Source organism: Candidatus Schmidhempelia bombi str. Bimp (genome assembly GCF_000471645.3).
GTDB classification, from domain to species: domain Bacteria; phylum Pseudomonadota; class Gammaproteobacteria; order Enterobacterales; family Orbaceae; genus Utexia; species Utexia bombi.
The window spans coordinates 28,742-49,255 of sequence record NZ_AWGA01000057.1 but is presented as its reverse complement, the minus strand read 5'-3'; the positions used below and the strand labels follow the sequence as shown (position 1 = coordinate 49,255).

General features: G+C 36.7%; 23 protein-coding genes and 1 riboswitch. Of the genes, 6 read left to right on the top strand and 17 right to left on the bottom strand.

What is annotated here, in order from left to right; genetic code table 11:
- Together purK and purE are read right to left on the bottom strand one after the other, a co-directional pair.
- Positions 1 to 1,068: a 5-(carboxyamino)imidazole ribonucleotide synthase gene (gene purK / locus O970_RS05865; protein WP_024496207.1), complete on the bottom strand. Its 1,068-nt coding sequence runs from the start codon at positions 1,066 to 1,068 to the stop codon at positions 1 to 3.
- Positions 1,069 to 1,091: 23 nt separating this feature from the next.
- The gene (gene purE, locus O970_RS05860) at positions 1,092 to 1,592 is read right to left on the bottom strand and encodes a 5-(carboxyamino)imidazole ribonucleotide mutase (RefSeq protein WP_024496206.1); all 501 of its coding nucleotides are present in this window, start codon (positions 1,590 to 1,592) and stop codon (positions 1,092 to 1,094) included.
- 236 nt (positions 1,593 to 1,828) lie between these two features.
- Between purE and O970_RS05855 the strand changes: the two genes are divergently transcribed.
- On the top strand, positions 1,829 to 3,775 hold the full coding sequence (locus O970_RS05855; RefSeq protein WP_024496205.1) for an exoribonuclease II: 1,947 nt from the start codon (positions 1,829 to 1,831) through the stop codon (positions 3,773 to 3,775).
- 46 nt (positions 3,776 to 3,821) lie between these two features.
- On the opposite strand, the gene crcB is transcribed toward O970_RS05855, so the two are convergent.
- The 5 genes from crcB to rplM form a co-directional block, all read right to left on the bottom strand.
- On the bottom strand, positions 3,822 to 4,190 hold the full coding sequence (gene crcB / locus O970_RS05850; RefSeq protein WP_036562818.1) for a fluoride efflux transporter CrcB: 369 nt from the start codon (positions 4,188 to 4,190) through the stop codon (positions 3,822 to 3,824).
- A gap of 60 nt (positions 4,191 to 4,250) precedes the next feature.
- Positions 4,251 to 4,670 (bottom strand): ClpXP protease specificity-enhancing factor, encoded by a 420-nt coding sequence (locus tag O970_RS05845; protein ID WP_024496203.1) that lies wholly within the window; start codon positions 4,668 to 4,670, stop codon positions 4,251 to 4,253.
- A 1-nt stretch (position 4,671) separates the two neighbouring features.
- Positions 4,672 to 5,307, bottom strand: coding sequence for a glutathione S-transferase N-terminal domain-containing protein (locus tag O970_RS05840; RefSeq protein ID WP_024496202.1), 636 nt, complete (start codon positions 5,305 to 5,307; stop codon positions 4,672 to 4,674).
- Between the two features lie 163 nt (positions 5,308 to 5,470).
- Positions 5,471 to 5,863: a 30S ribosomal protein S9 gene (gene rpsI, locus O970_RS05835; RefSeq protein WP_024496201.1), complete on the bottom strand. Its 393-nt coding sequence runs from the start codon at positions 5,861 to 5,863 to the stop codon at positions 5,471 to 5,473.
- Between the two features lie 12 nt (positions 5,864 to 5,875).
- Positions 5,876 to 6,304, bottom strand: coding sequence for a 50S ribosomal protein L13 (gene rplM / locus O970_RS05830; protein WP_024496200.1), 429 nt, complete (start codon positions 6,302 to 6,304; stop codon positions 5,876 to 5,878).
- A gap of 567 nt (positions 6,305 to 6,871) precedes the next feature.
- Here rplM and O970_RS05825 point away from each other — a divergent pair.
- From O970_RS05825 to fis, 5 genes are all read left to right on the top strand, one after another.
- Positions 6,872 to 7,123, top strand: a complete 252-nt coding sequence (locus O970_RS05825; RefSeq protein WP_024496199.1) for a YhdT family protein — start codon at positions 6,872 to 6,874, stop codon at positions 7,121 to 7,123.
- A gap of 8 nt (positions 7,124 to 7,131) precedes the next feature.
- Complete coding sequence (panF, locus tag O970_RS05820; RefSeq protein ID WP_024496198.1) at positions 7,132 to 8,559, top strand: sodium/pantothenate symporter; 1,428 nt, start codon at positions 7,132 to 7,134, stop codon at positions 8,557 to 8,559.
- Between the two features lie 5 nt (positions 8,560 to 8,564).
- The gene (gene prmA, locus O970_RS05815) at positions 8,565 to 9,449 is read left to right on the top strand and encodes a 50S ribosomal protein L11 methyltransferase (RefSeq protein ID WP_024496197.1); all 885 of its coding nucleotides are present in this window, start codon (positions 8,565 to 8,567) and stop codon (positions 9,447 to 9,449) included.
- Positions 9,450 to 9,586: 137 nt separating this feature from the next.
- Complete coding sequence (dusB, locus tag O970_RS05810) at positions 9,587 to 10,603, top strand: tRNA dihydrouridine synthase DusB (protein ID WP_051318609.1); 1,017 nt, start codon at positions 9,587 to 9,589, stop codon at positions 10,601 to 10,603.
- Between the two features lie 22 nt (positions 10,604 to 10,625).
- The gene (gene fis / locus O970_RS05805) at positions 10,626 to 10,922 is read left to right on the top strand and encodes a DNA-binding transcriptional regulator Fis (protein WP_024496195.1); all 297 of its coding nucleotides are present in this window, start codon (positions 10,626 to 10,628) and stop codon (positions 10,920 to 10,922) included.
- 74 nt (positions 10,923 to 10,996) lie between these two features.
- On the opposite strand, the gene O970_RS05800 is transcribed toward fis, so the two are convergent.
- The 10 genes from O970_RS05800 to thrS all read right to left on the bottom strand — a co-directional run bounded on the left by O970_RS05800 (position 10,997) and on the right by thrS (position 20,170).
- The gene (locus O970_RS05800) at positions 10,997 to 11,638 is read right to left on the bottom strand and encodes a 7-cyano-7-deazaguanine/7-aminomethyl-7-deazaguanine transporter (protein ID WP_036562816.1); all 642 of its coding nucleotides are present in this window, start codon (positions 11,636 to 11,638) and stop codon (positions 10,997 to 10,999) included.
- A gap of 170 nt (positions 11,639 to 11,808) precedes the next feature.
- Complete coding sequence (gene queC / locus O970_RS05795; RefSeq protein WP_024496194.1) at positions 11,809 to 12,474, bottom strand: 7-cyano-7-deazaguanine synthase QueC; 666 nt, start codon at positions 12,472 to 12,474, stop codon at positions 11,809 to 11,811.
- 15 nt (positions 12,475 to 12,489) lie between these two features.
- Positions 12,490 to 12,975, bottom strand: a complete 486-nt coding sequence (gene queF, locus O970_RS05790) for a preQ(1) synthase (RefSeq protein WP_024496193.1) — start codon at positions 12,973 to 12,975, stop codon at positions 12,490 to 12,492.
- Between the two features lie 2 nt (positions 12,976 to 12,977).
- Positions 12,978 to 13,022, bottom strand: a riboswitch (PreQ1 riboswitch).
- Between the two features lie 60 nt (positions 13,023 to 13,082).
- Positions 13,083 to 13,382: an integration host factor subunit alpha gene (locus O970_RS05785; RefSeq protein ID WP_024496192.1), complete on the bottom strand. Its 300-nt coding sequence runs from the start codon at positions 13,380 to 13,382 to the stop codon at positions 13,083 to 13,085.
- A gap of 5 nt (positions 13,383 to 13,387) precedes the next feature.
- Positions 13,388 to 15,775, bottom strand: coding sequence for a phenylalanine--tRNA ligase subunit beta (gene pheT / locus O970_RS05780; protein ID WP_024496191.1), 2,388 nt, complete (start codon positions 15,773 to 15,775; stop codon positions 13,388 to 13,390).
- 17 nt (positions 15,776 to 15,792) lie between these two features.
- Complete coding sequence (gene pheS / locus O970_RS05775; RefSeq protein WP_024496190.1) at positions 15,793 to 16,776, bottom strand: phenylalanine--tRNA ligase subunit alpha; 984 nt, start codon at positions 16,774 to 16,776, stop codon at positions 15,793 to 15,795.
- A gap of 236 nt (positions 16,777 to 17,012) precedes the next feature.
- Positions 17,013 to 17,366, bottom strand: coding sequence for a 50S ribosomal protein L20 (gene rplT, locus O970_RS05770; RefSeq protein WP_024496189.1), 354 nt, complete (start codon positions 17,364 to 17,366; stop codon positions 17,013 to 17,015).
- A gap of 52 nt (positions 17,367 to 17,418) precedes the next feature.
- Entirely contained in the window at positions 17,419 to 17,616 is a 198-nt protein-coding gene (gene rpmI / locus O970_RS05765) for a 50S ribosomal protein L35 (RefSeq protein ID WP_024496188.1), read from the bottom strand.
- 82 nt (positions 17,617 to 17,698) lie between these two features.
- Positions 17,699 to 18,238, bottom strand: a complete 540-nt coding sequence (infC, locus tag O970_RS05760) for a translation initiation factor IF-3 (protein WP_081685270.1) — start codon at positions 18,236 to 18,238, stop codon at positions 17,699 to 17,701.
- Positions 18,239 to 18,241: 3 nt separating this feature from the next.
- On the bottom strand, positions 18,242 to 20,170 hold the full coding sequence (gene thrS / locus O970_RS05755; RefSeq protein ID WP_024496186.1) for a threonine--tRNA ligase: 1,929 nt from the start codon (positions 20,168 to 20,170) through the stop codon (positions 18,242 to 18,244).
- Positions 20,171 to 20,514 lie beyond the last annotated feature (344 nt).

Sequence of the window (20,514 nt, the reverse complement as noted above, 5' to 3'; positions counted from 1 at the left end):
TTAAGTTAATTGCCTAATGACCCAAGTTATAGTGGATTGATAATCACGGGGTAATAATTTTGCTAAATGGAATAAAGCAGTTTGAATTTCCATCGCATTTTGATGAACTAAATTTATATGACCCACTTTTCTACCTGCTCTAACTTGTTTGTCATACCAATGTAAATGCAGGCATGATAACTTAAGCCATTGGTAATTTAATGGAATGCCTATCAAATTAATCATTACTGTCGAAGTGGGTACAATCAGGTTAGGCATAGGTAGATCAAGAATCGCGCGTAAATGTAATTCAAACTGACTTATAGAGGCACCATTTTGTGTCCAATGCCCACTATTATGCACCCGTGGTGCAAGTTCATTAATCAGTAATCGATCGCCAACGACAAAACACTCCATCGCCATCACTCCCACATAAGATAAATGGCTCATGATCGTAGTTAACATCTGTTCTGCTTGAATTTGCCAATGATTAGAAATATAAGAATGGGCAATACTGGTTTTCAATATACCTTCCTGATGTAAATTATGCGTAATAGGATAAAAAACACATTTTCCGTGTTGATTACGCGCACCAACCAATGCAATTTCTTGATCAAATTTAATCGTTGATTCAACAATCGCCGACTGATAAATATCACTTGGTAAGTCAATTTTATCTTCAATCGCTATCCGCCATTGTCCGCGGCCATCGTAACCACCTGTTCGTCGTTTTACGATGACTGTATCACCTAATTGTTGAAATATCGCTTTCCATTGTTGTGGATTATCCAGTAATTGCCATGCTGCTGTTGGTAAATTTAATTGCTCAAGAAGTTGTTTTTGCGTCAGCCTATCAGCAATAAGTGGAAAAATGTCTTGATTAATAAAATGTGGATGACGAGATAACACACGGGTTAATTCCGTATCTGGCCATCGTTCAATTTCCGCAGTAATAATCGATTGATGATAAGGAACATTTTCAAGTTTATCATCCTGCCCAAGAGTATAAACTGATATACCTAATGGTTCTCCTGCTTGCCTTAACATTTTACCTAATTGACCATTACCTATAACGCAAACTGATTTCATAATTATTCCTTTTTGATTAATGGCTAATCAATACGAGGATTAGAATTAGCCAAAACCTCATTGGTTTGTTGTTGACGCCATTGGGTCAGAGCTATATGAATCTTATCGTCATTAATAGCTAAGATTTGAGCCGCAAGTAAAGCGGCGTTTATCGCACCAGTTTGCCCGATAGCTAATGTACCAACAGGAATACCTTTTGGCATCTGTACAATCGAATATAAACTATCAAGACCACTTAACGCTGAGGTATGAATAGGAACACCTAACACAGGTATTAACGTTTTGGCCGCTAACATACCAGGCAGATGCGCTGCACCACCTGCACCAGCAATTATCACCTTAAAACCGCGATGTTTAGCTTGTTCAGCAAAATAAAAAAGTTTGTCTGGAGTCCGATGAGCAGAAATAATTTCAACATGATAAGGTATAAATAGAATATCAAGCATATCTGCTGCATAACGCATTGTTGACCAATCACTTTTTGATCCCATAACAATAGCGATGTGTTCTATACTGCTAGACATAATAGCCTCACATAAAAAAATAATGGTTACTATTATAGATAACAAATTATAGATAACAAATAAAAATAGCTATCTCAGCACCAAGCTGTAGTCACCATGTTATTCGTATCTATATTTATAAAAGTAAATAGATAGGAGCACTATCATATAAAAAAGTACCTGTGTAACATTTACCGCCAAAATAATAAAATTATGTTAAAATTAATACATCAATTTGCCTAATTAAGTACGATATCATGTTTCAAAATAATCCATTACTTGCTCAACTAAAACAACAATTACATCAAGCAATTCCACGTATTGAAGGTACAGTAAAAGCCCATGAAAAAGGGTTTGGCTTTTTAGAGCTGGACAATAAAAAAAATTATTTTATACCAGTAGCGAAAATGAAAAAATTACTACCTGGTGATCGGGTTGCGGGTATCCTAGAAACGAAGAGGGATAAACAACAATTTAATCCAGAGACAGTGACTGAAAGCGCATTAAGTCGTTTTATTGCTCGCGTAGAGTTTATCGATAATTCATTGGTGATTTATCCTTGTTATCCTAATATAAATGTCGCCATTAAAGCAAATGTCAATCAGGCTATTGATCATGAATGGCAATCTGGAGATTGGGTCGTTGCTAAATTAATTTCACATCCCTTAAAAGATAATCATCCATACTTTTTAGCTGAAATTACCGAATTTATTACGACCGTAACTGATCCTTTAGCTATGTGGTTAATCACATTAGCACGTTACCAATTACCTAGGTCTGCGCCAGACTATGCAAAACCGCTAGTCATATCCAATGACAATACGCGACAAGATCTTACTCATCTTGATTTTTTTACCATTGACAGTAAACAAACACAAGATATGGATGATGCTATTTATTTGCAAACACAACCTAATGGTCAATTTGAGCTCACTGTAGCTATCGCCGATCCTAGCGCTTATGTCTTACCGGATAGTGACTTAGATAATATTGCACGCCAACGGTTGTTTACGACTTATCTACCTGATTTTACGGTACCTATGTTACCGACAGAGATTGTTGAAGACTTGTGCTCATTAAAATTAAATGAAATACGCCCAGCTGTGCTCTGCCATTTAACTGTCGATATAGAAGGTCATCTAGTTGGATCGCCTAATTTTTCTACCGCTTGGATCCAATCGAAAGCTAAGTTAGATTACTCCACCGTATCTGATTATCTTGAAGATAAGATAACCTCGGCACCTGCGCCATTAGCAATTACACATCAATTACATTTATTGGCTCAATTAGCTAAATTACGCATTCAGTGGCGAAAAAATTTCGCTTTGTTGTTCGATGATAAAAATGATTATCGATTTATCTTGAACGATAATAAACAAGTCATTGATATTATAAAAGAAGAGCACCGAATAGCTCATCAAATGGTTGAAGAAGCCATGATTTTGGCTAATCAGGCTTTTGCTCATCATCTAAAACAACAACTTGGTTTTGCTGTGTTTAATACTCATAGTGGTTTTATGACCAAACATTTAGATAGTATAGTAAAACTACTCAAAGATAACGGCATTACTGAATTTGATAAAGAACGTTTAATGACACTAGATGGTTATCGCGCATTACGCCAAATCATTCATGAAAAACCCTATATTAAAACCAAACTCTTACGTTTTCACTCACCAGCCGAATATGCATTAGATATGGCGCCCCATTTTGGCTTAGGTTTTGAGCTTTACGCAACGTGGACCTCTCCCTTACGTAAATACAGTGATTTAATCAATCATCGGTTATTAAAGAATAGTATTCAACAGCACGATGATAAGAAACCGGATATAGCCATACTTAAAAACCTCAGCGAGCAACGAAAATTACAACGATTTGCCGAACGCGATTTAGCCAATCATCTCTATTGCCAATATTTGAGCAAATATTTAGGTCATCAATATCAAGCTGAAGTCGTTGATATTAATAAAGGTGGTGCTAAAGTCAGGTTAATTGATAATGGTGCTTACGCGTTTCTACCTACGTCATTAATCGATGCGAAACGTGAGGCAATTGAAATCAATTTAGAAGAGGGGTATATAAAAGTTAAACAACACATTATCTTTAGTGTTACTGATCTTATATCTATCACCTTACATGAGGTGAAAATAGAAAACCAAAAAATCATTGTCAGTTATCAAAGTCCACTTATCACAGAAGAGTAAACACACAAGTTGCGGCAATATAAAATAGATTGCCGCGCTATCCCTTTTAAGGCTTAAGAATAATATATCCGATCGTTACCGCCAAGATGCCCAATGACAAATTCAATACGACATTGAGACATGCTTTATAGTATTCAGCTTGTATAATGAATAGCAGTGTATCTAAAGAAAAGGTGGAAAATGTCGTAAATCCACCAATCAAACCAACACTAACAAAAGGACGCCAATAACTTGAAATCAAGGTATGACGTTCAATCAAGGAAAAGAGTAAGCCAATGAAAAAGGAGCCTATCACATTAACCACCAACGTACCCAGCGGAAATCCTATCCCAAAATAGGATGTGCTCCAATTTGAGGTTAAATAACGTAATACTGAACCGATCGCACCACCAATAGCGACCATCAATAACATCATGCCAACGATTCCCCCAACATATAGCTATTATGATGATGTCCATAATAGCCATGACTTTAATTATTTTACAATTTTAAATGCAGGTTTCGGTTTAGGTTGTGTTGATGGCGCTTCTTCAACAGCGACGTTAATCGCTTGTTGTTCGTAGTACAACTCAGGCGGAAATCCTAATCCTTCGTTATTTTCACGGGCATAGAGAGCTTCAATGGCTGCCATGGGAATATAAATCGCTTGCATAACACCATTAAATCTAGCATTAAATTCAATGGCTTCATTATTCATAACAAATTGTCCAACCGCATGAGGGGCAATATTTAATATAATTTGCTCATCTTTAACATATTCTCGTGGCACATTGACGCCATGTCGTGATGCATTAACTACAATTTGCGGAGTCAATTCATTATCAATGATCCAGTCATATAAAGCCCGAAAAAGATAAGGTCTTTTCGGTAAAAGCTTGTCTGGCGACATATCCATTTTATAAAACCCTCAATTTTTTCTCTTCTTCGGATAAAGATTCAACAAATGCAGGTCGATCAAATAGTCTTTTCATATAGGGCAATAAGTTTTTTTCTGCTACCTTAGGTAAACTGACATCAAGTAGTGGTAAACGCCATAATAACGGTGCCATATAGCAATCATTTAAACTAAAGTCATCACTCATAAAATATGGCTTTTCTTTAAATAGTGCCGAAATGGCCGTTAAATCATCCTGTAATGTCTTACGAGCAGCGGCAGCTTCAGCCGATTGCGATGATTTAATGATAGTTTCATAAGCCGTATACCATTCACGACGAATGCGATACATAACCAAGCGTGCTTGCGCTCTAGCTATCGGATAGACAGGCATTAATGGTGGATGAGGAAAACGCTCATCAAGATATTCTAGAGTGATATGTGGTTCAAATAATGTTAAATCACGATCAATTAACGTTGGAATTGTTCCATACGGATTTAAATCCAGTAATTCTTGTGGTAAATGATTAGCTTCAACTACCTCTACTTCTGCGGTGACGCCTTTTTCTGCTAACACCAAACGAATTTGATGACCATAGATATTACTTGAATCAGAAAAAAGTGTCATTACCGAACGTTTATTAACAGCAACAGCCATGCCAACTCCAAATATAGTACAAAACTGAATTATTAAAGATTTATTCTATTCTAACAAATTGATAAACAAATTTGTAAAAAATATCTCTTTTTAATAAAGATCTTTTACGACCAAAAAGAAAAAACCCAGCAATTGCTGGGTTTTCCTAATGCATAAAATAGAATTAACGTTTTGAAAATTGTGGACGACGACGCGCTTTGCGTAAACCCACTTTCTTACGTTCAACTTTACGCGCATCACGAGTAACAAAACCTGCTTGACGTAATGCTGGACGTAATGTTTCATCATATTCCATTAATGCACGAGTAATACCGTGACGGATTGCACCTGCTTGACCAGAAATACCACCACCAGTAACGGTAATATAAAGATCAAGTTTATCTGTCATTTCCACTAACTCTAACGGTTGCATAACCACCATACGAGCAGTATCACGCCCAAAATATTGATCTAAACTGCGTTTGTTGATAACGATATTCCCACTACCCGGTTTAATAAACACACGAGCAGATGAACTTTTGCGGCGACCTGTACCGTAATATTGATTCTCAGCCATCTTTCTATCCCCTTAAATATCCAATACTTGCGGTTGTTGCGCCGCATGATTGTGTTCGCTACCTGCGTAAACTTTTAGTTTACGATACATTGCACGACCAAGAGGACCTTTTGGCAACATGCCTTTTACAGCAATCTCAATAACTCTTTCTGGATGACGTTCAATCATTTCATTAAAAGTCGCTTCTTTAAGACCACCAATATACCCTGAATAACGGTAATAGACTTTATCAGTACGTTTTTTGCCAGTTACGGCTACTTTCTCTGCGTTAATCACGACGATGTAATCACCGGTATCAACATGTGGGGTATATTCTGCTTTATGCTTACCGCGTAAACGGCTAGCGATTTCGGTTGCTAAGCGACCTAATGTTTTACCTGTCGCATCAACAACATACCAGTCGCGTTTTACTGTTTCTGGTTTAGCTGAAAAAGTTTTCATTCTATGATTTATCCAATTTCAATAATTAATCTCACGTTAATAAATCAAAAGTAGTTATCTGATTTATTTACACTTTTTATTTAGGTATCAACCCCTTCGAGTCAATTTACCAAATATAAAACAATGTTGGGAAAACATTGTTGTAACGTGGGTGCGCGTTATTATACCGAAAAATGGATAAAGTTCTACTAGAATAATGATAAAACATTATTTAAAGTGACTAAAATAGTCTTAATAATAGAACTCAGCCATTTTCTCTATTAAATATTTTATATTATTTAAGCACCGATAGACCTTGTACCAATAAATGTATATCATTTAATAGTTTAAACAACTTAAAGTAGTAAATAAAATTAAAATGTAATTACTGATAGCACTCATTGTGGGTAATAATGACTATAAATATTTAAGATATACCCTGTATTAAAACGCTAAACCAGATAAATTTTGTACAAATTACATTTTTGTGTAAAATGCGAGTTCCTTATTAATGAAGTATGAGTAGCTATTGTTCACATAACAGCGCCTCTGCACTAATATCGACTTTAATTAACAGCAATAATCATTATGGATAAAAAATTTACACAAGCAAAGAAAGAAGCCAAAATAGCTTTTATACTAGCTATTGTCTATCTTATATTATGGATAGCCTCAGCCTATCTATTAGGTAATGGATCAGGAATATTAGGTTTACCTCTTTGGTTTGAAGCATCTTGTATTTATTTACCCCTATTCTTTACGTTACTATGCTGGTTGATTGTTAAATATATGTTTGTCGATCTTCCATTGGATATCAAATCTGAATCTAATAACAAATAATGACCATTATGAATATTAACATTATCATTCCACTAATTTTATATTTAATTCTTGTTTTTGCTCTGTCATTCTACGCTTATTTTAAACGCCGATCTGCCGATCAATTGACTGAATATTTTATTGGCAATAGAACGATGGGGGGATTTTTATTAGCCATGACCATGGCTGCAACTTATATTGGTGCAAGTTCCTTTATTGGTGGACCAGGGGCTGCCTATAAATATGGACTGGGTTGGGTATTATTAGCCATGATTCAAGTCCCAACAGTTATGCTATCGCTGGGTGTTTTAGGCAAGAAATTTGCAATTTTAGCTAGAAAATATAATGCAATTACACTTAGTGATATGTTATATGCTCATTATAAAAGCCGTTGTGTGGTTTGGTTTGCCAGTATTGCTATTATTGTCGCATCTATTGGCGCCATGACAGTGCAATTTGTTGGCGGGGCTCGTTTGCTTGAAACTGCAGCAGGTATTCCTTATTTTAAAGGATTACTTATTTTTGGTATTAGTACCGTATTTTATACCGCTTTTGGCGGCTTTCGTGCGAGCATTTTAAATGATGCTTTTCAAGGTATGGTGATGTTAGTAGGTGCTATTTTACTATTAGGTGCGATTATTTATACGGGCGGTGGTCTTCATCAAATTGTTTCAACATTGAACCATATTGATCCAGCTTTGTTAACGCCAACCGGTCCTGATAATTTCCTCGATTTTTCCTTTATGACCTCATTTTGGGTATTAGTCTGTTTTGGTGTCATTGGTTTACCTTATACTGCGGTGCGATGTATGGCTTATAAAGATAGCAAGGCTTTACATCAAGGAATTATTATCGGTACCATTATTGTTTCAGTTATTATGTTGATGATGCATCTCGCGGGTGCTTTAGGGCCGGCAATATTACCTAATTTAACTATACCAGATCAAATCGTACCGCAATTAATTATTCATGTATTACCTCCATTTGCTGCTGGTATTTTTATTGCTGCGCCACTTGCTGCGGTGATGTCAACAATCAATGCTCAATTACTTCAAGTTTCATCAGTTATTATTAAAGATTTATTACTTAGTGTTATACCAAAAACAGAAATAGAAATAGATGATCAAGATTTGACTCATTTATCGGTAGTCATCACAACAACTTTAGGGATATTGTTATTGATCACCGCATGGAATCCACCTAATATGATCGTTTGGCTTAATCTTCTCGCCTTAGGCGGACTAGAGGCCGTCTTTTTATGGCCATTAGTATTAGGTTTATATTGGGAGAAAGCTAATGCAACTGGAGCCCTTGCATCTATGATTAGTGGTGCGGTTAGTTACATTACTTTATCCAGCCTGGATATAAAAATATTAGGCTTTCACGCTATCGTCCCAACGTTACTCATTGGCCTAATTGCATTTGTAATAGGTAATTCATTAAATAAACAGAGTTAGTAAAAATGCCTTGGATTCAATTAAAAATTAATACGACCGATAAACAAGCTGAGTCATTAAGTGATTGGCTTTCAGATATTGGTGCCCTGTCAGTGACATTTCAAGATACTTATGATGTACCAATTTTTGAACCACAACTTGGGGAAACACCATTATGGGGTAACACCGATGTAATCGGTTTATTTGATGCAGAAACAGATACCGATGATTTAATTTCAGCATTAATTGCTGCGCCCTTTTTTAATGAGACGACCACTTACAAACTTGAGCAACTAGAAGATAAAGATTGGGAGCGGGAATGGATGGATAACTTTCATCCGCTTAAATTTGGTGAACGTTTATGGATCTGCCCAAGTTGGCGAGACATCCCTGATCCCAGTGCTGTTAACGTGATGTTAGATCCAGGTTTGGCCTTTGGTACGGGAACCCACCCAACCACCGCCTTATGTCTATCGTGGTTAGACAGCCTTGATCTTGCAGGAAAAACCGTTATTGACTATGGTTGTGGATCTGGGATCCTTGCTATTGCGGCCTTAAAATTAGGCGCTAAAGCGGCAATTGGTATTGATATTGATCCGCAAGCATTACAAGCCAGCTTAGACAATGCTAAACGCAATCAAGTAGATGATAAATTAACCCTTTACCTACCAAAAGATCTAACCGATGACATACAAGCTGATATTGTGGTAGCAAATATCCTTGCAGGACCTCTAAAAGAGCTTGCTCCGCAGATATCGGCACGTGTAAAAGCAAAAGGCCTACTTGGTTTATCAGGTATTTTATCATCTCAATCACAACCTGTTTGTAAAGCCTATATGGATGATTTTTCTTTAGATCCTGTTATAGATTTAGAAGAATGGTGTCGTATTACAGGTAAAAAAAATAACTAATGTACTCAAAAAATACAATACTTCAATATATCTAAGCCAAAAATCGCTTAATAAACTAACAAAAAATGCTATTAAACTTAACTTTGTTCAAATTTAACAGCATTTTTTGTAAATTCCTCTTTTAACTGGAATAAAAAATGCGTAATATACGCGACCCTAAAGAGGAATTTATCGTGTCAGACTGTAATGTCAAAATTGGTAATGTAACTTTAAAAAACCGTCTTATTGCTGCGCCTATGGCTGGTATTAGTGATCGACCCTTTCGAGCATTATGTTGTCAAATGGGAGCAGCAATGGCCGTATCGGAAATGCTGTTAGCGAATACCGATATCTGGCATACGGATAAATCAGCATTGAGGATGGTATCCAAAGATGAAGAATATATTCGTGCGGTACAAATTGTGGGTTCCGATCCACAAGAGATGGCATTAGCAGCAAAACTTAATGAGCTTAATGGCGCCCAATTAATTGATATTAATATGGGATGTCCTGCCAAAAAGGTAAATAAGAAGTTAGCTGGTTCGGCGCTATTACAATATCCTAAATTAGTGGAAAAAATTTTATCTGCTGTTGTTAAATCAGTAAATGTGCCTGTCACATTGAAAATACGCACAGGATGGGATAAAGCGAACCGTAATTATCTGGATATAGCAAATATTGCTCAAGATTGTGGTATCGCCGCTTTAACTATTCACGGTCGTACCAAAGCTTGTTTATTTGGAGGAGAAGCAGAATATGAGTCTATACGTCAGGTTAAGGAACATATTCATATCCCCGTCATTGCAAACGGAGATATAACTTCCCCTCAAAAAGCGAAAGCGGTACTTGATTATACGGGTGCTGATGCCTTAATGATCGGTAGAGCTGCACATGGAAATCCATGGATTTTTGAGCAGATCGCACATTATTTGCAACATGGGATCGTGTTGCAACAAAAAACCTTAAAGCAGAAAGCACCGTTAATCATGCAACATGTGGGTGCGTTACATGCTTTATATGGTGAATATAAAGGACTAAGAATCGCTCGCAAACATATAAGCTGGTATTTAAAAGGCTATACAGACGGCGAATATTTTAGGCGCTTATTTAATGCGATTGATCACGCTGATGAACAATTTATAGCATTAGAAGCATTTTTTAATAAATTAAATTAAACATAAAAGAGTTAAACATATTATGTCAGAAACACGCGTTACAGCAGAGGCTTTAAAATTCACTACTGTAAACTCACAGGATCAAATTACTCAAAAACCATTAAGAGATTCAGTAAAACAAGCCTTAAGAAACTATTTATCACAATTAAATGGTCAAGATCCAACCGATCTTTATGAACTAGTCTTAGCTGAGGTTGAGCATCCATTCTTGGATATGGTTATGCAATACACACGTGGTAATCAAACTCGTGCTGCTAATATGTTAGGTATTAACCGCGGTACATTGCGTAAGAAATTAAAACAATACGGAATGAGCTAAACATTCATTATCAACGTTATTGATATGAAAAAGGCATAGTTATCACTATGCCTTTTTCATTTGTTCGCATTCAATTATTTAAGCTCAGTAAGCTTTCTCAATAGAAGATTTAATATTACGCCATAGAGTGGTAGAAAAAATAATCCGCAGATCAAAATTTTAAAGCTATAATCTATCATGGCGATTTCAGTCCAATGCGCTGCCATAAAAGGATCATTGCTATGATAAAATGCAATACTGAAAAAAACCAACGTATCAACAAGATTGCCAATAATAGCCGCAACAGAAGGCGCTACCCACCAATATTGGTTTTGACGTAAGCGATTAAAAACTAAAATATCCATTAATTGTCCAACCAAATAAGCTGAAAAACTCGCCAAGGCAATGCGTCCAACAAAAAGATTAAACGAATTTAAGGATTCCCATCCCATCCAATTACCATCAAGAAACAGTACGGATACCAAATAAGATAGTACTAATGCAGGCATCATAACCACAAAAATAATTTTACGGGCTAAACCTGCACCAAAAATACGTATAGTTAAATCGGTACTTAGGATCACAAAAGGAAAAGTAAATGCTCCCCATGTAGTATTAAAGCCAAAAATAGTAAATGGAATTTGTACCAAATAATTACTAGAAATAATAATTAAAATATGAAATAAAGCAAGACGATATAAGGCATGAGTCCGTTGTGCTGAAGTAAAATTGTACATATTTATCAACTTTTAAAGTTAGTTAGCCTAATGATGATGTAAATCAAGATGAATGGCAGGCATTTATCATCATAATCACAACAAGTGAAATATATTGATTGATAAAGCCTGTCTACACTGTTGATTATTTTTATAATCAAATCAATTAATTATAGAATATATAAATTTTATTATCTTTTTTTTGCTTGTTCCGCTAAATATTGCTGTAACCCTTTTTCACGTAACTGGCAACTTGGACAATGCCGACACCCACCTGCTACACCATTATAACAAGTGTGTGTATGTTGCTGAATGTAGTCTAAGTAGCCTAATTCATCCGCAAGCTTCCACGTTTCGGCTTTAGTTAAATACATGAGTGGCGTAATGATATTAAATGAATAATCCATAGCAAGATTTAGCGTGACATTCATTGATTTGATAAAAACATCACGACAATCAGGATAACCACTAAAGTCCGTTTCACAGACCCCCGTAATAATATCGTGAATTCCTTGTTGTTTCGCATGACAAGCGGCAAGCAATAAAAATAAGGCGTTACGCCCATCAACAAACGTATTTGGATATTGTTTATCTCCAGCCGCTTGGACAGTTAATGTCGTATCCATTAAGGCGTTATGCGTCGTTTGTTGTAATACAGTTGTATCAATAACCGTCTGTTTGATGCCAAGATCTTTAGCGATAAATGCGGCTTTTTCTAGTTCAATTGCATGTCGTTGACCATAAGCGAAGGTAATAGCCTGAACGTGCTCGACCCCATACGTAGCGATAGCTTGTAATAAACAAGTTGTTGAGTCCTGTCCACCTGAAAAGATGACTAATGCTTTGTTTTTCTGCATGTTCTTTTTCCTAAACTAACGATTATCAATTTTTTCGGGATAAAGATCATGATTGGCGAGTCGATTAAAGGCAATCTGTTGCCACGGCGTGTCGGGTTTACCATAATTGACATAAGGATCAATGGATATGCCACCACGTGGGGTAAATTTGCCCCAAACTTCAATATATTTTGGTGATAAGAGTTTGATTAAGTCTTTCATAATAGTATTAATACAATCTTCATGGAAATCACCATGATTACGAAAACTAAATAGATACAGTTTCAACGATTTGCTTTCAACCATTTTTATATCAGGTACATAAGAGATATAAATGCAAGCAAAGTCAGGTTGACCCGTAATTGGACAGAGGCTAGTAAACTCAGGGCAATTAAACTTAACGAAATAATCATTATCCGGATGTTTATTATCAAAAGTTTCTAGAATAGAAGGGGAATAATCTGTTGGGTAAGCCACAGCTTGATCACCTAATAAAGTGATCGATGAGTTATTAATGTTCATTTGTTTCCTTAGTTTTTTTGCGTGGGAGGATCTCGAACCACGAATCAAAAGTAAGAGAACACAAAATAGGAATATTTTGCATTCTCCATCGGTGTTATACGAAAAACCTAGCTAAGTTTAGCGCTACATTTTTCAATTCGTTCTCTAAACTTAATTCCTGGTCGGAATGTTACTACGCGACGAGCACAAATAGAGACACTTTCTCCTGTCTTTGGATTACGACCAGGACGAGCACTCTTATCTCGAACAGTAAAATTACCAAAACCAGATAGTTTGACCGAATCGCCATTCTCTAACGCTACTCTAATTTCTTCAAAAAATAGCTCTACAAGAATTTTAGCTTCTTGTTTATCGATTTCGAGTTTATTAGTCAAACTCTCCGCAATATCAGCTTTAGTTAATGTCATAATTATTATTCTCTTAGTAAGGCATCAAAACGATGATGCAATGCAGCAATACATTTGTCAATAATCTTTGCAATATCAGTCTCTTCAAGTGTACGAGAATTATCTTGCAATATCAAACTGATAGCTAAGCTTTTTTTATCTTGGGCTATATTATCACCTTGATATACATCAAACAAGTTAACACCGACTAAATTTTCACCGCCAACACGTTTACATTCAGATAAAATATCGGCTGCATTTACCGAACGATCAACAATAATCGCAATATCACGGCGATTCGCTGGGAATCGTGAAATATCACTAAATTCTGGTACTTTACGACTAGCAAGTTTATCCCAATAAAGTTCAAAAAGAATCGCTTTACCTTTTAATTCTAACGATTTTTCTAATTGTGGATGTAAAGTACCAATAAATCCAACCAATTCATCCCTCAAATAGATGGCTGCACTCTGCCCTGGATGAAGAGCGGAATGCTCACAAACTTGGAACACGATATCATGTGATTTACCCGTTAATGCTAAAATCGCTTCAACATCACCTTTTAAATCGTAAAAATTAACTGGCTGCTTTGGTAAATCCCAATGATCTTCATTCACATTACCCGTAATAACACCTGATAACACCGTTTCTTGACGTATACCAAACTCACTACTTTCATCAGGAACAAAACGTAGACCAGATTCAAATAAGCGAATGCGTGTTTGCTGACGATTTTGGTTATAAACCACAGCATCTAATAAACCTGTCCATAATGAAAGTCGCATTGTCGACATTTCACTTGAAATAGGATTAGGTAAGGTTAACGAGGCTTGTTGTGGATGTAATAATTGTTGTTTTTTCGGATCGACAAAACTATAAGTAATCGCTTCTTGATAACCTCTGTCTACCAGTAGCTGTTTAGCACGAATTAAGGGTAAATGCTGTTCTGGCTGTGCGGTTAATGCTAATTCAATATTCATCAACGAATTAGGAATATTATTGTAACCATAAATACGCGCAATTTCTTCAATCAAATCTTCTTCGATTTGCAAGTCAAAGCGCCAGCTAGGTGTATGGACTTCTAGCCATTGATCCTGTTTAACAACCTGACAACCTAAGCCAGTTAAAATGGCAATAATACGCTCAGGATCTATTTGATAACCAATAATGGTATTAACTTTTTCAAGGCGTAGATTCACAGCAGATGGCTTTGGTAGTTGCTCATCGTGGGTTACATCAATAATAGGACCAGCTTCACCACCACAAATAGCCAATAATAACGTTGTTGCTCGTTCCATAGCTTGGTACTGTAATGTTGGATCAACACCACGTTCATAACGATGTGACGCATCGGTATGCAAACCATATTCACGTGCTTTACCAACAATCGCTAATGGTGAAAAAAAGGCAGCTTCAAGTAACACATCTTGTGTCTGCTCAGAAACCCCCGAATAGTTACCACCAAAAATACCTGCCAAAGCTAATGGTTGGTTATCGTCTGCAATAACTAAGGTATCGGTCTTTATATTAATTTCATTGCCATCTAATAAAACTAACTTTTCTTGAGGTTTTGCATAACGTACGGTAATAGCACCATCAATTTTTTGGAGATCAAATGCATGCATTGGATGGCCTAACTCCATCAACACATAGTTAGTAATATCAACCACAGCATCAACAGAACGAATACCACTACGACGCAATTTTTCTTTCATCCATAATGGCGTCGCTGCATTAACATTGATACCTTTCACTATACGTGCCAAATATCTTGGCGCAGCTTTCGGTGCTTCAATATTAACTTTTATCGTGTCATCAATCGTAACTGCGGCTTTAGAACTGTTTGGTTCGGCCAATTTTAATTGATTAATGGTTGCGATATCTCTAGCCACACCTATAATACCAAAACAATCAGCGCGATTTGGCGTGACACTAATTTCAATCATATTATCATCTAATTGCAAATAGTGGCGGATATCCATACCTAACGGCGCATCGGCTGGAAGTTCGATTATACCATTTTGATCGTCAGCTATACCCAATTCTGAATAGGAACATAGCATGCCTTCTGATGGCTCACCACGTAATTTTGCTGGTTTGATTTTAAAATCACCTGGTAATACTGCGCCAATCGTGGCACAAGCTACAACTAAACCTTGACGACAATTTGGGGCACCACAAACAATATTCAATAATTCTGGTTGCCCAATGTCAACTTTAGTAATACGTAATTTATCCGCATTAGGATGTTGTTTACATTCCATAACACGTCCAACGACAACGCCGGTAAAATGACCTGCTACTGGCTCTATCCCTTCAACTTCAAGTCCTGCCATAGTTAATTGATCGGACAGCATTTCGCTACTAATATTAGGATTAACCCATTCACGTAGCCAACTTTCACTAAATTTCATGTTAGGTTTCTCCTGACTTAATTAAATTGTTTTAAGAAGCGTAAATCATTTTCGAAGAAAGACCGTAGATCGGTGACGCCATAACGTAACATCGTCAAACGCTCAATACCCATACCAAACGCAAATCCTGAATATTGTTCAGGATCTATCCCAACATTGCGTAACACATTTGGATGAACCATCCCACAGCCAAGTACTTCTAACCATTTACCGTTTTTACCTTTAATATCGACTTCTGCTGAAGGTTCAGTGAAAGGAAAATAAGCAGGACGGAAACGGATTTCCATATCATCTTCAAAGAAATAATGTAAAAAATCGTGAATTAATCCTTTTAGATGGGTAAAACTGATATGTTTATCAACTAATAAACCCTCAATTTGATGAAACATCGGTGTATGCGTTTGATCATAATCATTACGGTAAGTACGTCCCGGTGCTATCATACGAATTGGCGGCTGACTATTTTGCATGGTTCTAATTTGTACACTTGATGTTTGTGTACGCAGTAAACGTTCTGAATCAAACCAAAAGGTGTCATGATCAGCACGTGCAGGATGATGTGCTGGAATATTTAATGCATCAAAATTATGATATGCATCTTCAATTTCTGGACCAGTTTCTACGGAAAAACCCAGTTGACCAAAGAAAGACTCTAAACGAACAATGGTGCGGGTAATGGGATGTAAACCGCCTTGCGGCATGGTTTTGCCTGGTAAAGTCACATCAATACGTTCGCTGGCAAGTTTAGCATTTAACACTTGTTGTTCAAAAAATGCTTTACGTTCGTTCAAAGCATTAACAACCGTTTGTTTCGCTTCATTAATTTGTTGACCAACCACTGGGCGTTCATCAGCAGGTACCTCACGTAGTGAGGCCATTTGCTGTGTAAAGTACCCTTTTTTTCCTAAATATTCAACGCGAATCTGCTCGATTGCATGACTATCGGCGGCTTTTGCAATCGCTTCTTTCGCATTTTTAACTAGTTCCGCTAATTGTGACATAGCACCCTCTTGTAATTATTATCCGACATAAAATTATCTGACATAAAAAAGGCCTCTAAATGAGGCCCGATCAATTATTTTCCGTTTCTTCATTTCGCCTCAAATGAATTAAACTCCAAAGCTAAAAAAGAAACGGAAAATCACTGTAGTCATTATTATTACCTATTTAAGTAAATGAATTGTACTAAGTTAATTGGCGATAATAAAGGCTGAATAATCAGCCTTTACTAAAAATATTAAAGTGCTGCTTTCGCTTTTTCCACTAAAGCTGCAAAGGCATTTTTATCAAATACCGCGATATCCGCAAGGATCTTACGATCGATTTCAATTGAGGCTTTCTTTAAACCATTGATGAAACGGCTATAAGATAAACCACATTGACGAGCTGCTGCATTGATACGTACAATCCATAATTGACGGAATTGACGTTTACGCTGACGACGGTCACGATAAGCGTATTGACCTGCTTTAATTACTGCTTGGAATGCAACACGATATACGCGTGAACGCGCACCATAATAACCTTTTGCTTGTTTTAAAATCTTCTTGTGACGTGCACGAGCAATCACACCGCGTTTAACACGAGCCATAAATCATATCCTCTTCTTTATTGATATTCATTAAATAATGAACAATTAAACCTTAAGCGTATGGAACACACGCTTTAACTAAACCTAAATCACCTTGAGATACGGTGGTTAATCCACGTAAGTGACGTTTACGTTTAGTCGATTTTTTCGTTAAGATATGACTTTTATTAGCTTGCTTGTGTTTAAAACCACCTGAAGCTGTTTTTTTAAAGCGCTTTGCTGCGCCACGTACAGTTTTAATTTTTGGCATAATAAAAATTTCCACTTCGCATTGTTAATAACATAAAATAAATGGTGTTATCATCAATTATGACAATAAGCTTGCAAACCAATTATTTCTTCTTAGGCGCTAACACCATAATCATCTGTCGCCCTTCAATCTTAGTTGGATAAGATTCAACAACAGCTAATTCAGATAAATCTTGTTTAATGCGTTCAAGCATTTCCATACCTATCTGCTGATGTGCCATTTCACGTCCACGGAAACGTAGCGTAACTTTGGCTTTATCGCCATCTTCAAGAAAGCGAATCAGGCTGCGTAGTTTTACCTGATAATCACCTTCGTCTGTACCAGGTCGGAACTTAATTTCCTTAACCTGAACAATCTTTTGTTTTTTCTTCTGCTCTTTGGTCGCTTTACTCTTTTCATAGAGGAATTTACCATAATCCATAATGCGACACACTGGCGGCTCCGCGTTTGGGCTAATTTCTACTAAATCTAAATTAGCATCTTCAGCTTGCCTAAGAGCTTCATTTAAACTAACAATGCCTAGTTGTTCACCATCAACACCTGTTAGTCTTACTTCACGCGCCGTAATCTCATCATTGATTTTATGTACACGCGTTGTCTGTATACGTTTTCCAGCTTTAATACTCTATTCCTCCAATTGATTTAATCGACGAGTACGAATTTCTTGCTGTAGTAAGTCTATAACATCATCGACATAAAAGCTACCAAGATCTTTACCTCGACGGGTTCTCACTGATACTTTTCCTGCTTCAACTTCTTTATCACCACAAACAAACATATATGGTACACGTTTTAAGGTATGTTCACGAATTTTAAATCCAACTTTTTCATTTCGTAGATCTGCTCGTGCACGAATTCCCATATCTTGTAACTTTTGGGTTAGTTGTAATACATAATCAGCTTGATTATCCGTAATATTCATCACGACCACCTGTTGTGGTGCCAACCACGTCGGGAAGAAGCCGGCGCACTCCTCCGTCAAAATACCGATGAAACGCTCTAACGAACCTAATATAGCACGGTGAATCATCACTGGCGTATGACGCTCATTGTTTTCGCCTACGTAGGTTGCATCTAAACGTTCTGGTAGCATAAAGTCTAACTGTACCGTGCCACACTGCCAAGCCCGATCTAAGCTATCATGTAGTGTAAATTCAATTTTAGGTCCATAAAAAGCACCCTCACCCGGTAAATATTGGAAATCAATTCCGTTTTCCGTTAAACATTCAGCTAAATCTTTTTCAGCCATATCCCATATTTCATCGCGTCCAATACGTTTTTCTGGGCGCGTAGACAATTTTACTGAAATATTTTCAAAACCAAAAGTACTATATATGTCGTAGACCATTTTAATACAATTGTTTACTTCACTACGAATTTGTGACTCAGTACAGAAAATATGTGCATCATCCTGAGTAAAACCACGCACGCGCATCAATCCATGTAATGAGCCTGACGGTTCATTACGATGGCAACTACCAAATTCAGCCATACGCAGTGGTAAATCGCGATAAGATTTTAAACCTTGATTAAAAATTTGTACATGTCCTGGACAGTTCATTGGTTTAATACAATATTCGCGATTCTCAGAAGAGGTGGTAAACATCAGATCTTTATAATTTTGCCAATGACCCGTTTTTTCCCATAATACCCGATCCATCATAAATGGACCTTTCACTTCTTGATAACGGTATTCGTTTAATTTACTACGAACAAACGCTTCTAACTCACGGAAAATGGTCCACCCATCATTATGCCAGAATACCATACCAGGCGCTTCTTCTTGCATATGATAAAGGTCAAGTTGTTTACCAATACGGCGATGATCGCGTTTTGCTGCTTCTTCTAAACGTAATAAATAAGCATCTAACTGTTTTTTGTCTGCCCAAGCCGTACCATAAATACGTTGTAACATCTTATTTTTACTATCACCACGCCAATAAGCACCCGCCACTTTTTGTAGCTTAAAGTGATGACAAAAGCGCATATTAGGAACATGCGGACCACGGCACATATCGATATATTCCTGATGATAATAAAGTGCTGGCTGTGCATCTTGGGCAATATTCTCATCTAAAATCGCGATTTTATAGCTCTCATGACGTTCCGTAAATACGTCGCGTGCTGTTTGCCAACTGCCTACCTTTTTGATGACATCATAATTGGTTTTGGCTAGCGTTAACATCTGTTTTTCAAGTAATTCTAAATCGTCCTGCGTAAGAGAATGATCTAAATCAACATCATAATAAAAACCATTATCGATGGTTGGGCCGATTGCCATTTTGGTATTTGGCCACAGTTGCTTAATAGCATGACCGAGCAAATGTGCACAAGAATGTCTAATAATTTCTAGACCATCTTCATCTTTCGCAGTAATAATGGCAACGGTTGCATCGGTTTCGATCATATCGCAAGCATCTTTACGCTCACCGTTTACACGTCCAGCAATACATGCTTTAGCAAGCCCAGTGCCAATGCTTTGAGCAACTTCTAAAACAGTAACTGGTTTATCAAAATGACGTTGACTTCCATCAGGAAGAGTAATAACTGGCATGATATTCCCTTAATCGCAGTGGTGCGCCACACGACAGCGCGCATGCAATAGACTAATACTTTATAATAACTGTAAAATTTATGACGTTATATTTTATCACTAATTATTGACTTTTTAAATAGTTTAGTCTGATGATTGTTTATTTTTGTTTATGGCTCTTCGTTGAACATTACGGTAATAATTACCGTGAATGATTGTTTCATTAACTTAATTAAATTGTCATACTTTTTTCATCAACAACGGGATTTAGTGATAAAGATAAATAGTAATGTCTTTTTAACTAATCATAGATGAGTTGCTAAAATAAGCATAATTATAGCTAAATTACGTTATCTTCGTTAATA